We start from the raw sequence: 14,927 nt of genomic DNA, 5'->3' as shown, positions 1-14,927 counted from the left end.
TAAACCTATTGATTATGTTATAGTAACAGAGGAAATGCTATGAATAGGAACGTGATGAAGAGTGGGGAAACCCACTCTTTCGTATTACTACCGATTTTTTTACATATTACACAAATTCCCTGCTAATAAGCAGGGAATTTTAATCAAATCCTAATAAGTAAGTACGAAGTAAAGGAGGGTATGAATGAGTAACAAAGTAACGGATGTAGTCGAAGGGTTAGTTACACCAATCCTAGAAGAACTTCAATTAGAACTAGTGGACATTGAATATGTTAAAGAAGGAAAAGATTGGTTTCTACGAGTATATATAGACTCACCAAGTGGCATTGATATTGAGCAGTGCGGAACTGTTAGTGAACAGTTGAGTGAAAGACTTGATGAAACAGATCCGATTCCTCATTTATATTTTTTAGAGGTCTCATCACCTGGTGCTGAACGACCACTTAAAAAAGCAAAAGATTTTGAAAAGGCTGTTGGTAAGCAGGTATTTATTAAAACGTATGAGCCCATAGAGGGTGAAAAGCATTTTGAAGGTGAACTCGTTAATTATGACGGTGATTCAGTAACTGTCGCCCACATGATTAAAACAAGAAAAAAGGTTACCACCATTCCATTTGAGAAGGTTGCAAGTGCTCGTCTTGCCGTTACGTTTAGTTAAACTCGGTTTGACTAGAACAATCGTCAATACAGTAGGTGAAGGGAAAAGCTTGCTGATCTTTCTTCCCCCTACTCCTGTTTCAGAAAAGAAAAGCACTCTTATAAAACTTCTTGATGCCAGGAAACTACGTAAGCATCATAGAGAGTAGTGACTTGTGAATCTAATGTTGTGAGATAACATCCGATATAAGGGCTTCTTTTTTGAAACAGGGGACCGCTTGATGTAGTGGCACTCATACAAATTTGAGTGAGGGTGGAGAAGCAAACAATGTCTTCCCCTTCTTGTGATGAGTAGAATGTAACACTGTTTCTATAAATTACATATACTTTCTCTTATGTGCATTTTCATGACTAAAATAATAGATGATCTTTAAAGGGGGATCCAAAAAATGAGTAGTGAGCTATTAGATGCCCTTATCATGCTAGAAAAAGAAAAGGGAATTAGTAAAGATATCTTACTTGATGCAATTGAAGCAGCACTTATCTCTGCTTATAAACGAAATTTTAATCAAGCCCAAAATGTTAGAGTGGATGTCAATCCAGAACGTGGGTCGATGCGAGTATTTGCCCGTAAAGATGTAGTAGATGATGTATTTGACACTAGACTTGAAATATCTGCAGAACAAGCACGATTAATCAATCCGAATTATCAGGTCGGAGATGTGATTGAGATTGAAGTAACTCCAAAGGATTTTGGCCGAATTGCTGCGCAAACTGCCAAACAAGTAGTAACCCAACGTGTTCGTGAAGCTGAAAGAGGCGTAATATATTCCGAATTTATTGACCGCGAAGAAGATATCATGACGGGAATTGTACAACGTCAAGATGCTCGCTTCATATATGTGAATTTAGGTAAGATTGAAGCGCTACTTCCGGCTGCGGAGCAAATGCCGAATGAAACCTATAAACCACATGACCGAATTAAAGTGTTTCTTACAAAGGTTGAAAGAACAACAAAGGGCCCACAGATTTTCGTTTCAAGAACTCATCCTGGTTTATTAAAGCGATTATTCGAGCTTGAAGTACCAGAAATTTTTGATGGTACAGTTGAAATTAAATCAGTTGCACGTGAAGCTGGTGACCGTTCTAAGATTTCTGTACACACTGATAACTCTGACCTAGATCCTGTTGGTTCTTGTGTAGGACCAAAAGGTGGCCGTGTACAGGCAATTGTTAATGAATTAAAAGGTGAAAAAATTGACATTGTTAAATGGTCAAAGGATCCAATTGAGTTTGTTGCTAATGCACTTAGCCCTTCACAAGTTGAAGAAGTGATTGTAAACGAAGAGGAGAAGGCTACTACTGTTATTGTTCCAGATAACCAACTGTCTCTTGCAATTGGTAAACGTGGTCAAAATGCTCGTCTTGCTGCTAAATTAACAGGGTGGAAAATCGATATAAAAAGCCATTCTGATGCTGAAAAGCTGGATTTACTAGGGTTAGGGTCAACTCTAGAGGAGTACAAGTCAGCGGTAGAGGAATTAGAGTAAGAGGTGAAGTAAGGTGAGAAATCGCAAGGTTCCCTTAAGGAAATGTGTAGCGAGTCAGGAAATGAAAGATAAAAAAGAGCTCATTCGAATTGTCCGCTCAAAAGAAGGGGACATATCCATCGACCTAACTGGGAAAATGGCAGGCAGAGGAGCTTACTTAAGTAAAAACAAAGACATCATCTTACAGGCACAAAAGAAGAATATCCTAGCGAGCCAATTAAAAACTAAGGTCGATCAATCCATCTATGAGGAATTATTAGCTCTAGTGGAAAAGGAGAATCATTAGTCGTGAATCAACAACCATGGAAATCTCTTGTAGGACTAGCTGCTCGAGCACGGAAGATCATCTCTGGAGAGGAATTGGTTGTGAAAGAGATACAGCGAAATAAGGTCAACCTCGTGTTGTTATCAAGGGACGCCTCAAAAAACACTGAAAAGAAGATTACTGACAAATGTTCATACTATCGTATACCGCTAAGTCGTGTTGATGATAGGTATGAACTAGGTCAAGCAATTGGAAAAGACGCTAGAGTCGTCATTGGTATACAGGACGCGGGATTTGCCAAAAAGCTGAGGACATTGCTCGAGGAATAAATTCGGGGGTGAACGTATGAGTAAAATACGTGTTTATGAATATGCAAAGAAACAAAACATATCAAGTAAAGAAGTGATTAATATATTAAAAGAATTAAATGTTGAAGTATCAAATCACATGACAACCATCGAGGATGATGTTGTGGAAAAGTTGGATCAGCACTTTCAACCAAGCGGTAAAGAAGAAACAAAAGTTGATGAAACTAAGCCAAAGGCTACAGAAACTAAGAAGCCTGAATCTACAACCACAACTGTAAAAAATAAAGCGGCAGCATACGAAGAAGATGACGAAACAGATAATAGCCCTCGTAAAAAGAAGGGTGCAAACAAACGTAAGGAAAAAGACAACAAAAAAACAGGTCAGCAAGAGCAAGTTGCTTTCCAAAAAAATCGTCATAAGAAAAATTTAAATCAGACAGGTGGCGGTAAAGTGACAGAGCTTCCTGAAAAGATTACTTTCTCAGGTTCGTTAACAGTTGCTGAATTAGCAGCTCGACTAGGAAAAGAGCCTTCGGAAATTATTAAAAAGCTCTTCTTACTAGGCATTATGGCTACAATTAACCAGACTCTTGACAAGGATACAATTGAGTTAATTGCTGGTGAGTACGGGGTTGAAGTGGAAGAAGAAATCGTCTATGAAGAAACAGAGTTTGAAGGCTATGACATGGAAGACAAAGAAGAAGACCTTCAAATCCGTCCAGCAGTAGTAACAATCATGGGTCACGTTGACCACGGAAAAACTACACTTCTTGACTCTATTCGTCACACAAAGGTAACAGAAGGAGAAGCTGGTGGTATTACACAGCATATTGGTGCATACCAAGTTGAGGTAAATGATAAGAAAATTACATTCTTAGACACACCTGGCCACGCAGCTTTTACAACAATGCGTGCTCGTGGAGCTAAAATCACGGACATAACTATTTTAGTGGTAGCAGCTGATGATGGGGTTATGCCTCAAACGGTTGAAGCAATTAACCATGCAAAAGCTGCCGAGGTTCCCATTATTGTAGCTGTCAACAAAGTTGATAAGCCATCCGCTAATCCAGATCGCGTAATGCAAGAGCTTACAGAGCATGGCTTAGTGCCTGAAGCATGGGGTGGAGATACGATATTCGTACCCGTATCTGCACTAAATGGTGAAGGTATTGATGACCTGTTGGAAATGATTTTATTAGTAAGTGAAGTTGAAGAATGGAAAGCTAATCCTAAGCGTTTTGCAACAGGTACTGTTGTAGAAGCTCAATTAGATAAGGGACGCGGCTCTGTAGCAACCCTTCTTGTTCAGAATGGTACATTACGTATCGGTGATCCAATTGTAGTTGGTAATAGCTTTGGTCGTGTACGTGCAATGGTTAATGATGTTGGACGTCGCGTAAAAGAGGCTGGTCCTTCCACTCCTGTAGAAATTACCGGATTAAATGAAGTGCCATTAGCTGGTGACCAATTCATGGTATTTGCTGATGAGAAAATGGCAAGATCTGTTGGTGAGGCACGTGCTCAAAAGCAACTTATTGAGCAACGTGGTGATAAGGCAAAGCTAAGTCTTGATGACTTATTTGAGCAAATCAAACAAGGTGACATAAAAGATATCAATATTATCGTAAAAGCTGATGTTCAAGGTTCTGCTGAAGCTCTAGCTGCTTCTCTTCAAAAAATTGAAGTAGAAGGTGTGCGCGTTAAGATCATTCACACTGGTGTTGGTGCAATTACAGAATCAGATGTCATTTTAGCTTCTGCCTCTAATGCGATCGTGATAGGTTTTAATGTTCGTCCAGACGTAAATGCGAAGAAAACGGCTGAACAAGAAGATGTTGATGTACGACTTCACAGAATTATCTATAATGTAATTGATGAAATTGAATCAGCTATGAAGGGAATGCTTGATCCTGAGTTTGAAGAAAAAGTAATCGGGCAAGCAGAAGTTCGTACTACCTTTAAGGTATCTAAAGTAGGTACGATTGCAGGTAGTTATGTTACTGATGGAAAGATTACTCGTGACAGTGGGGTTCGTGTTATCCGTGATGGGATTGTCATCTTCGAAGGTCATTTAGATACATTAAAACGTTTCAAAGATGATGTAAAAGAAGTTGCTCAAAACTATGAGTGTGGAATTACCATTGAAAAGTTTAATGATATCAAAGAAGGCGATATTATCGAGGCTTATGTGATGCAGGAAATTAAAAGATAATGATTGGTTTTGTGGAATGTGATTGCTTCATTTATAATGCTCAGTCGTTAAAGGAGAAGCGGGCAGTTCTTCAAAGAATTATGTCAAGACTCAAACAAAAATATAATGTATCGGTTTCAGAAATTGATCATCAGGATGTTTGGCAACGGACTACCATAGGAATCGTTGCCATTACCTCCTCCAAACAGTCAACTGAAAGAGAGTTGCAAAATTGTATAAAAATGATTGATTCCTTTCCGGAAATAGAAAGAGCCGTTACAAACTATGAATGGTATTAACGAGGTGATCGTATGAGTTTACGTGCAACTCGAGTTGGAGAGCAAATGAAAAAAGAGCTCGGTGAGATTATCGGTCGAAAAATTAAAGACCCTCGTGTAGGGTTTGTGACTGTAACGGATGTGGAAGTTACAGGAGACCTCCAACAAGCAAAAGTATTTATCTCCGTACTAGGAGATGAGGAACAAAGGCAGAACACATTAAAAGGGCTTGCAAAAGCAAAAGGTTTTATACGAAGTGAAATAGGTCAACGAATTCGTTTACGTAAAACACCAGAAATCACTTTTGAGTTTGACGAATCCGTTGATTATGGTAATCGTATTGAAAACCTGTTAGCTGAATTGAATAGGTCTTCACAGCATGATGATGCTTAAAGGTACTGGATAGACAAATGTCTATCCAGTTTTCTTTAAGTAGTAAAATCTTGATACTAAGATAAAAGCGAAAACATCTTTGTTTAACAATGGATAGATGGAGGTAAAAATGGAAGGAATACTTTTATTACATAAACCAAAAGGGTTAACCTCTCATGATTGTGTGTTTAAAATTAGAAAGATATTGAAAACCAAAAAGGTCGGTCACACTGGTACATTAGACCCCGATGTTACAGGAGTTCTTCCGATATGTATTGGCAGAGCTACCAAAGTAGTGGAATATATAACAGCTGATGATAAAACATATGTTGGTGAAGTCACCTTAGGATATTCTACAACTACAGAGGATGCATCAGGTGAGAAAGTAAGTGAAGCGCCAGTTGATCGTGTTATAACCCGGACGGAGATTCTTGAAGTTCTACAAGGTTTAACGGGGGATATAAAACAAACTCCACCCATGTATTCAGCCGTGAAGATCAATGGTAAGAAACTCTATGAGTATGCAAGAAAAGGAATTGAGATAGAAAGACCTTCAAGAGATATTAAGATTTATGAATTTACTTTATTAGATGACCGAGAATTATTTGAGGGTAGTGAAATTAAGTTTTCGTTTAAGGTTACCTGTAGCAAAGGGACATACGTAAGGACCCTCGCAGTTTCAATAGGCGAAGCACTTGGCTTTCCTTCTCATATGTCACATTTAGTTAGAACCGCATCGGGTTCCTTTCACCTCGAAGAGTGCTCCAGTTTTCCGGTTATTGAACAAGCAATGGAAGAAGGGACCATCGAGTCTCTTTTAATACCAATTGAGCGTGCATTGAACCATTTGCCTAACTTGCAAATTGATGATAAAGTAGCAATGAAAGTCAAGAATGGTGCTGTACTTGAAGCGGATCCTATCTTAGAGGACCATCCCCTTGTATTATTATCTGATATGACAGGACAAGCGCTGGCCATTTATGAAAAGCACTCTTCTAAGCCAGGATTAATGAAACCAACGAAGGTTCTCTCCATATAAGGAGAGGTATTACTAGAAATAAGGTGATTGATGTGGAAACAATTTATTTAAGCCATCCACCCCGAATAACAAGTGAGCAACAATCTAAAAAGGTTATGGCTTTTGGATATTTTGATGGGGTTCATATAGGCCATCAAAAGGTTATTTTGGCCGCGAAAGAAATAGCCACACAACAAAATGTAAAAAGTGCAGTAATGACATTTCACCCACACCCGTCAGTTGTTTTACGTAAGGAAAAAGCGATCCATCACATGTTAACCCCTCTTCATGAAAAAATCGAGGCAATCAAACAGCTTGGAATTGATGAACTGTATATTGTAAAGTTTACAGAGGATTTTTCTCAATTACTGCCTCAACAATTCGTAGATGAATACATCATAGGTTTACGTGTTTTGCATGTGGTTGCAGGGTTTGATTTTACATATGGAAAAATGGGTAAAGGCACGATGGAAACGATCCCCTTTCATTCAAGAGGAGAATTCTCACACACAGTAATTGATAAGATTATGTTGGAGAGTGAAAAAATTAGTTCGTCTTCAATTAGAGAGCTCCTTAATACAGGAAATGTAAATAATCTACCTTCATATCTTGGTAGGTTTTATAAGATTAAAGGTACTGTTATTCACGGTGAGAAGAGAGGCTCGACGATTGGCTTTCCGACAGCCAATATAGAGTTATCAGACTCGTATCACCTTCCAAAAACAGGTGTATATGCAGTCGAGTTATTCGTTAAGGGGAAAGGCTATAAAGGAGTTTGTAATATTGGATATAAGCCAACCTTTCACGAAGGACTAACTGAAAAATCCATTGAAGTCCATCTATTTGATTTTGAACAATACATATATGGTGAGTCAGTAGAATTGTTTTTCCACACAAGGATTAGGGACGAGCAGAAGTTTAATGGAATTGACGAGCTTGTCAGCAGGATTCATGAAGATGTTAAGGTAGCAAAGGAATATTGGAACGTTAAATTATAATATACTTGCATTATTGAGCTAGATTAGGTATGATAGTAAGCGTATGTTATGAACCATTGCTTGGCAAGTCGAGTCACCGACGCTTGCTCGGTAATCGGGGATGAAAATTAGGAGGTGAAAAGGATGGCTTTAACACAAGAACGTAAAAATGAAATCATTAGTGAGTACAAAACTCACGATTCTGACACTGGATCACCAGAAGTTCAGATTGCTGTCCTAACAGAGCAAATCAACACATTAAATGATCACTTACGTACTCATAAGAAGGATCACCATTCACGTCGTGGTCTTTTAAAGATGGTAGGTAAGCGTCGTAACTTACTTAACTATTTAAGAAACAAAGACGTTACACGTTATCGCGAGCTAATCAACAAGCTTGGCTTACGTCGATAATTCAACGTTTTTTGGGAGACTTTGTTTCCCTTCTAAAAAAGCGGGATAGAAATCCCGCTTTTTTATTATCTTAAATATTTTTTCCAACATATTACATTTATAGTGTATTTTATCAGATTTATGCGAAAAATATTTACATATGTTTAGACAATTGATATGTTTTAAATAATATAGGAAATACTAGATAATGGCTTATTATTTATTTGAAAATACATAGGAATTTGAAATGCAAGAGAGGGGTACGTATATGGGACAAGAAAAACAAGTCTTCTCCACAAATTGGGCAGGTCGTCCTTTAACGGTTGAAGTGGGACAACTAGCTAAACAAGCAAGTGGAGCAGTGATGATTCGTTACGGAGACACAGCAGTTCTATCAACAGCAACTGCTTCAAAGGAACCAAAGGATTTAAGTTTCTTTCCTTTAACGGTTAATTATGAAGAGCGTTTATACGCAGTTGGAAAAATTCCAGGTGGCTTTATTAAGCGTGAAGGCCGTCCAAGTGAAAAAGCAATTTTAGCAAGTAGATTAATTGACCGTCCAATCCGTCCGCTGTTTGCAGATGGCTTTCGTAATGAAGTACAAGTTATCAGTATTGTAATGAGCGTGGATCAGGATTGTTCTTCTGAAATGGCAGCAATGTTTGGTTCATCATTAGCTTTAAGTGTATCGGATATTCCTTTTGAAGGTCCAATTGCTGGAGTTACTGTGGGTAGAGTAAATGATGAATTTATTATTAACCCTTCTGTTGAATTGATGGAGAAATCTGATATTCACTTAGTTGTAGCTGGAACAAAGGATGCCATCAACATGGTGGAAGCTGGCGCTGATGAAGTAGCAGAAGAAGTTATGCTTGAAGCTATTATGTTTGGTCATGATGAAATTAAACGTTTAATCGAATTCCAAGAAACCATAGTTGCGGCTATTGGAAAAGAAAAGCGTGAGGTTGTTCTTTACAAAGTGGATACAGAGATTGAACAAGAGGTTCGAGGTCTTGCTGAAGAGAAAATTAACAAGGCCGTTCAAGTATTTGAAAAGCATGCTCGTGAGGATGCAATCAATGAGGTAAGAAAAGAAGTAATCGCTCATTATGAAGCTAAGGAAGTTGAAGGACGCGTTCTTAAACAAGTTTCTGAAGTCCTTTATATGCTTGTTAAAGAAGAGGTACGTCGTTTAATTACGCAAGAAAAGATTCGTCCAGATGGTAGAAAACAAGACGAAATCAGGCCACTAGCTTCTGAAATAGGATTATTACCTAGAACTCATGGTTCAGGATTATTTACAAGAGGACAAACTCAAGCATTAAGTGTATGTACACTAGGTGCATTAGGTGATGTTCAGATTTTAGATGGACTTGGTGTTGAAGAGGAAAAACGATTTATGCACCATTATAATTTCCCTCAATTTAGTGTAGGGGAAACAGGACCAATGAGAGGACCGGGGCGTCGTGAGATTGGTCACGGGGCATTAGGAGAGCGTGCTCTTGAACCAATTATCCCTTCTGAAAAGGATTTCCCTTATACCATTCGATTAGTTTCAGAGGTACTAGAATCAAACGGGTCTACATCTCAGGCAAGTATTTGCGCTAGTACATTAGCTATGATGGATGCTGGAGTTCCAATTAAGGCACCTGTAGCAGGTATTGCGATGGGATTAGTTAAGAAAGGCGAGCACTATACGATTCTCTCTGATATCCAAGGTATGGAAGATCACTTAGGTGACATGGATTTCAAGGTAGCCGGTACTTCTAAGGGTGTAACAGCTCTTCAAATGGACATAAAGATTGAAGGTTTATCACGTGAAATTCTTGAGGAAGCATTAATACAAGCTCGAACAGGGAGATTGCATATCTTAGAACATATGCTAAGCACCATCAATGAGCCGCGGACACAGCTTTCACAATATGCTCCAAAAATTCTGATGATGTCTATAAATCCAGATAAAATCAGAGACGTTATTGGACCAAGTGGTAAGCAGATTAATAAGATTATCGAAGAAACAGGTGTAAAGATTGATATCGAGCAAGATGGAACAGTCTTCATCTCATCTGTTAATGAAGAAATGAACCAAAAAGCAAAGAAAATTATAGAAGATATCGTACGAGAAGTTGAAGTAGGACAAATGTATCTAGGTAAAGTTAAGAGAATTGAAAAGTTTGGTGCATTTGTGGAGATATTCAGTGGTAAGGACGGACTTGTTCATATCTCTGAATTAGCAGAAGAGCGTATAGCTAAAGTTGAAGATGTTGTGGCAATTGGTGATGAGATCTTAGTAAAGGTAACTGAAGTAGACAAGCAAGGTCGAGTTAACCTTTCTCGTAAAGTTGTGTTAAAAGAGCAAAAGGATGCAAACCCAACATCTTAACATAAGACAAAAGAGAAGCTGGGGATCCGGCTTCTTTTTGTTCAAGAATTAAGGTCCTGAACTTGACCACTTACCTTTTTGTTCTACCTTGTCCCCCTTTTACATATTTTTATTTACAAGGGGGATGTTAAAAAATGAAAAGAATGACATTGCAGTTATTTACATTTTCTACGATATTACTAATAACCTTAGGTTCTGTACAAAATCCTTATACTAATGGTTATTTATCAGAGCTAAAGCAGCCAAGTAACGTTGTTTCTAAACAGATTGATTCTCTATATCAGGAGATACAATCAAATCTCGAAAAATATGAACAAAACCCTCAAAACGCTGAAGTCGATAAGGTCTGGAAGGCCACACCAGGCTATAATGGCTTGAAAATAGATGTGGATGCATCGTATGAAAACATGAAAAAAGAGGGTAACTTTGATCCGAAGAAATTAGTATTTAAAGAGGTTCCACCGTCCGTACATTTATCAGACTTACCACCCGAGCCTATTTACCGGGGACACCCTGATAAACAAATGGTTTCTTTTTTAATAAATGTTGCATGGGGAAATGAATATATTCCTTCCATGCTAGAAACCTTAAAAAAGCACAAGGTGTATGCGACCTTTTTTCTTGAAGGTCGTTGGGTAAAAGAAAATCCCGAGTTAGCAAAGATGATTGTGGACGCTGGGCATGAAGTGGGTAATCATTCTTATAATCATCCCAACTTAAAAACCATGACGGCTTCATTAGTAAGAGAACAGCTCGTATCAACGAATAATGTAATTGAAGCAACCACTGGTAAAAAACCGACCTGGTTTGCACCTCCAAGCGGGAGCTACCGTCAAGAGGTCGTCGAGATTGCTTCAGAATTAGAAATGGGTACAGTTTTATGGAGTGTTGACACAATTGACTGGCAAAAACCAACACCTGCCACACTCGTTGAAAGAGTACTGAATAAGGTGCATCCTGGAGCATTAATCTTAATGCATCCTACAGATTCTACAGCAAAATCTTTAGATTCACTCATAGTAAGAATAAAAGAAAAGAATTTGAGAATCGGTCATGTTACTAATACGCTGAGTGAAAAAAGAGTAGATCTTTCACCTATATCTCAAGACAAAAATTAAAAGACTCATCATTTAGGAGAGATCCTTTCATTAGGAGGAAAGATTTTGATTAAAAAATTTACTTGTAATAATGGAGTTCGAATCGTACTTGAAAATATTCCACACGTAAGATCAGTAGCAATCGGTGTATGGATTGGAACTGGTTCTAGAAACGAAACACCTACAAATAATGGTGTCTCCCATTTCTTAGAACACATGTTTTTCAAAGGAACAAAAACACGTTCTGCACGTGAAATTGCAGAGTCATTTGATAGTATTGGCGGTCAAGTTAATGCGTTTACCTCAAAAGAGTACACCTGTTACTATGCAAAAGTAATGGATGAGCACGCTAACTATGCTCTAGAGGTATTAGCTGACATGTTCTTTAATTCAACCTTCGATGAAGAAGAATTAAAGAAAGAAAAGAATGTAGTGTTTGAAGAGATTAAAATGTACGAAGATACTCCAGACGATATCGTACATGATTTATTAAGTAGAGCGGCTTATAAGGATCATCCACTGGGGTATCCCATTCTAGGAACTGAAGTAACGCTCTCAACATTTACGGGTGACACATTACGAAATTATATGAACGAGACGTATACACCTGAAAATGTTGTGGTATCCATTGCAGGGAATATTGATGAAGAGTTTATAAAAGTAGTGGAGAATTTCTTTGGAAGCTATCAAACAGGAAAGAGTCTATCTGATACAAGTGAGCCTACTTTCCATCATGAGAAGCTAGCAAGAAAAAAAGATACGGAACAAGCTCATTTATGTCTAGGTTATAATGGTTTACAAGTTGGCCATGAAAAGATTTATAGCTTAATTGTGTTAAATAATGTGTTAGGCGGAAGTATGAGTAGTCGTTTATTCCAAGAGGTTAGGGAGCAAAGAGGTTTAGCGTATTCCGTTTATTCCTATCATTCTTCATTTAAGGATAATGGTATGCTTACGATTTATGGAGGGACAGGAAGCCAACAATTAGATTTGTTATATGATACGATTCAACAAACTTTAGCAACCTTAATTGATAAAGGGATTACAGCTAAAGAGCTTTCCAATAGTAAAGAGCAGATAAAAGGAAATCTGATGCTCAGTCTAGAAAGTACCAATAGTCGTATGAGTCGAAATGGTAAAAACGAACTTTTACTGAAGAGACACCGTACTTTAGATGAAATTTTAGAATTTGTAAATGAGGTATCAGAAGAATCTGTCAATCAACTAGCAAACAATATATTTAGTACAAATCCATCCGTATCACTAGTAAGTCCAGAAGGTAAGCTTCCTAGTGGAATCGAATAAATTGAAATCAAATGTCTGTGAGTGTCAACTTACAGGCATTTTTTTTATGGTTCCACTATAAACATGTAAAAAGGATAGTCCCACAAAAGGATGTGTCAGTATGAGACTTAGTGAACTAAGTGGAAAAGAAATCGTTGATATGAAGAGGGCAGAACGTTTGGGGATCCTCGGACAAACGGATTTAGAAATTGATGAAACTACTGGACATATTAAAGCTTTTATTATCCCAACCTTAAAATGGTTTGGATTTAAAAGGCAGGGTGCAGAAATCCGAGTCCCTTGGCATCATATTAAAAAAATTGGTGCTGATATGATCATTATTGACATCCACGATGAACCTCCTTATATGAATCGAAAGTAAAAAATGCCTTGAGCCATTAGTAGCTCAAGGCATTTTTTTGTATTTTGGCCTGTTAAAGTAGAGTGTTGATTTTTAGCAGAGTTGATTGTAGTGGAAGGACCGAGACTCCTGCAAGGAAAAAGGATAGTTCATTTAGTAAATTTAATGCTCCGGTATCAATCCCCTTTTAATTATTCACCTAATAATACTTTCCTACATAAGATGTTGGAGTAAAGTACACAGAAACGTTTTGGCATTTGTTTTACCCATTTTGCCAGATTATAAAAAGAAGGTGAATGAAAACCATGTTAACTGGATTGCATATAGCAGTTATTGGTGGAGATGCAAGACAGCTAGAAGTCATTCGTAAGCTGACTGATTTGGATGCGAAGCTTTCATTAATTGGCTTTGACCAGCTTGATCATGGCTTCACTGGTGCTTCAAAGGAACAAATAGATGAAGTTGACTTCACAGATATTGATGCGATCATCCTACCAGTTGCCGGAACGAATAGTGAGGGCGAAGTAGATACAATCTTTTCAAATGAAAAAGTAGTATTAACAGGAGATTTGCTATCAAAGACACCAGAGCATTGCACGATTTATTCTGGTATTAGTAATAGCTATCTTGACGGTTTAGCAGATTCCACAAATCGTAAATTAGTAAGACTGTTTGAGAGAGATGATGTAGCCATTTATAACTCCATTCCAACTGTTGAAGGAACGATTATGATGGTGATTCAGCATACAGAAATGACAATTCATAACTCTAATGTCGTGGTCTTAGGAATGGGGAGAGTGGGCCTTAGTGTAGCAAGATCCTTTTCGGCATTGGGTGCAAATGTCAGGGTAGGTGCAAGAAAAAGTGAACATCTTGCAAGGATCTTTGAAATGGGTATGAAGCCTTTCCAATTATCTGATTTAGGAGAAGAAGTTCAAGATATTGATGTTTGTATTAATACGATTCCTCATCAAATTGTAACAGCAAGCGTCATTTCTAAAATGCCACCACATACGCTAATCATTGATTTGGCATCAAAGCCAGGTGGTACAGATTTCCGCTATGCAGAAAAGCGAGGAATTAAGGCGTTACTTGCACCAGGTCTACCAGGGATTGTTGCACCTAAGACAGCAGGGCAAATTGTCGCTAATGTATTGACACAATTGTTAAAGGAAGATGTTTTAGACAGAAAGGGGAATGCATAATGACATCTTTAAAAGGAAAAAGAATTGGATTTGGTTTAACTGGATCTCATTGTACGTATGATGCGGTTGTTCCACAAATTGAAAAATTAATGGAAGCAGGGGCAGAGGTGATCCCTGTCGCAACCAATACAGTACGATTAACTAACACAAGATTTGGCGATGGCGATGAATGGGTTAAGAAGCTTGAGGAAATCACAGGCAATGAATTAATCGATTCCATTGTTAAAGCAGAGCCACTTGGACCAAAAATTCCTTTAGATTGTATGGTTGTCTCTCCACTAACAGGTAATTCAATGAGTAAATTCGCCAATGCGATGACTGATACACCTGTATTAATGGCTGCTAAAGCAACTTTAAGAAATCAAAAACCTGTAGTGCTAGGAATTTCGACCAATGATGCATTAGGTTTAAATGGTATGAACTTAATGAAGCTAATGTCCACGAAGAATATCTACTTTATCCCATTTGGCCAGGATGCTCCTGATAAAAAACCAAATTCCATGGTTGCTAGAATGGGATCATTGGTAGATACTGTAGTTGCAGCAATAGAAGGCAAGCAGATTCAGCCTGTTATTATTGAGAGATTTCTTGATGAAGAGTAGAAAAAATACTCTTCTATTGTATATAGATATGATACAATAAAAGGTA

General features: G+C 37.9%; 16 protein-coding genes. All 16 read left to right on the top strand.

Annotation, left to right across the window (positions count from 1 at the left end; translation table 11 throughout):
- Window positions 1–184 precede the first annotated feature (184 nt).
- The 16 genes from rimP (at window position 185) to M1D60_RS13945 (ending at window position 14,881) form a co-directional block, all read left to right on the top strand.
- Window positions 185–658, top strand: a complete 474-nt coding sequence (gene rimP / locus M1D60_RS14020; protein WP_456275461.1) for a ribosome maturation factor RimP — start codon at window positions 185–187, stop codon at window positions 656–658.
- A 388-nt stretch (window positions 659–1,046) separates the two neighbouring features.
- On the top strand, window positions 1,047–2,147 hold the full coding sequence (gene nusA, locus M1D60_RS14015; RefSeq protein ID WP_456275460.1) for a transcription termination factor NusA: 1,101 nt from the start codon (window positions 1,047–1,049) through the stop codon (window positions 2,145–2,147).
- Between the two features lie 13 nt (window positions 2,148–2,160).
- On the top strand, window positions 2,161–2,433 hold the full coding sequence (gene rnpM, locus M1D60_RS14010; RefSeq protein WP_456275459.1) for an RNase P modulator RnpM: 273 nt from the start codon (window positions 2,161–2,163) through the stop codon (window positions 2,431–2,433).
- A 2-nt stretch (window positions 2,434–2,435) separates the two neighbouring features.
- Entirely contained in the window at window positions 2,436–2,741 is a 306-nt protein-coding gene (locus tag M1D60_RS14005) for a YlxQ family RNA-binding protein (RefSeq protein WP_456275458.1), read from the top strand.
- Window positions 2,742–2,757: 16 nt separating this feature from the next.
- Window positions 2,758–4,932 (top strand): translation initiation factor IF-2, encoded by a 2,175-nt coding sequence (gene infB / locus M1D60_RS14000; RefSeq protein ID WP_456275457.1) that lies wholly within the window; start codon window positions 2,758–2,760, stop codon window positions 4,930–4,932.
- The gene (locus M1D60_RS13995; RefSeq protein ID WP_456275456.1) at window positions 4,932–5,210 is read left to right on the top strand and encodes a DUF503 domain-containing protein; all 279 of its coding nucleotides are present in this window, start codon (window positions 4,932–4,934) and stop codon (window positions 5,208–5,210) included. Before infB ends, M1D60_RS13995 begins: the two co-directional genes overlap by 1 nt.
- A 12-nt stretch (window positions 5,211–5,222) precedes the next feature.
- Window positions 5,223–5,582 (top strand): 30S ribosome-binding factor RbfA, encoded by a 360-nt coding sequence (gene rbfA / locus M1D60_RS13990; protein ID WP_456275455.1) that lies wholly within the window; start codon window positions 5,223–5,225, stop codon window positions 5,580–5,582.
- A 109-nt stretch (window positions 5,583–5,691) separates the two neighbouring features.
- Window positions 5,692–6,600 carry a tRNA pseudouridine(55) synthase TruB gene (gene truB, locus M1D60_RS13985; RefSeq protein WP_456275454.1) on the top strand — a complete coding sequence of 303 codons (909 nt, stop codon included), beginning with the start codon at window positions 5,692–5,694 and terminating at the stop codon, window positions 6,598–6,600.
- A gap of 32 nt (window positions 6,601–6,632) precedes the next feature.
- Window positions 6,633–7,577, top strand: coding sequence for a bifunctional riboflavin kinase/FAD synthetase (gene ribF, locus M1D60_RS13980; protein WP_456275453.1), 945 nt, complete (start codon window positions 6,633–6,635; stop codon window positions 7,575–7,577).
- Between the two features lie 123 nt (window positions 7,578–7,700).
- Complete coding sequence (rpsO, locus tag M1D60_RS13975) at window positions 7,701–7,970, top strand: 30S ribosomal protein S15 (protein WP_456275452.1); 270 nt, start codon at window positions 7,701–7,703, stop codon at window positions 7,968–7,970.
- A gap of 247 nt (window positions 7,971–8,217) precedes the next feature.
- The gene (pnp, locus tag M1D60_RS13970; protein ID WP_456275451.1) at window positions 8,218–10,332 is read left to right on the top strand and encodes a polyribonucleotide nucleotidyltransferase; all 2,115 of its coding nucleotides are present in this window, start codon (window positions 8,218–8,220) and stop codon (window positions 10,330–10,332) included.
- A 134-nt stretch (window positions 10,333–10,466) separates the two neighbouring features.
- Window positions 10,467–11,450 (top strand): polysaccharide deacetylase family protein, encoded by a 984-nt coding sequence (locus tag M1D60_RS13965; RefSeq protein ID WP_456275450.1) that lies wholly within the window; start codon window positions 10,467–10,469, stop codon window positions 11,448–11,450.
- A gap of 45 nt (window positions 11,451–11,495) precedes the next feature.
- Window positions 11,496–12,734, top strand: a complete 1,239-nt coding sequence (locus M1D60_RS13960; protein ID WP_456275449.1) for a M16 family metallopeptidase — start codon at window positions 11,496–11,498, stop codon at window positions 12,732–12,734.
- 100 nt (window positions 12,735–12,834) lie between these two features.
- A complete protein-coding gene (locus tag M1D60_RS13955) occupies window positions 12,835–13,095 on the top strand; it encodes a YlmC/YmxH family sporulation protein (protein ID WP_456275448.1) in 261 nt (86 codons plus the stop codon).
- Window positions 13,096–13,379: 284 nt separating this feature from the next.
- A complete protein-coding gene (gene dpaA, locus M1D60_RS13950; RefSeq protein WP_456275447.1) occupies window positions 13,380–14,279 on the top strand; it encodes a dipicolinic acid synthetase subunit A in 900 nt (299 codons plus the stop codon).
- Window positions 14,279–14,881, top strand: a complete 603-nt coding sequence (locus M1D60_RS13945) for a dipicolinate synthase subunit B (RefSeq protein ID WP_456275446.1) — start codon at window positions 14,279–14,281, stop codon at window positions 14,879–14,881. The genes dpaA and M1D60_RS13945 overlap by 1 nt, the downstream gene beginning before the upstream one ends.
- Window positions 14,882–14,927: the final 46 nt, after the last annotated feature.

The sequence above is a fragment of the Bacillus sp. AK128 genome (genome assembly GCF_053903075.1).
The sequence above is the reverse complement of the archived record's forward strand: the minus strand, read 5'-3'. Positions and strand labels throughout refer to the sequence as shown.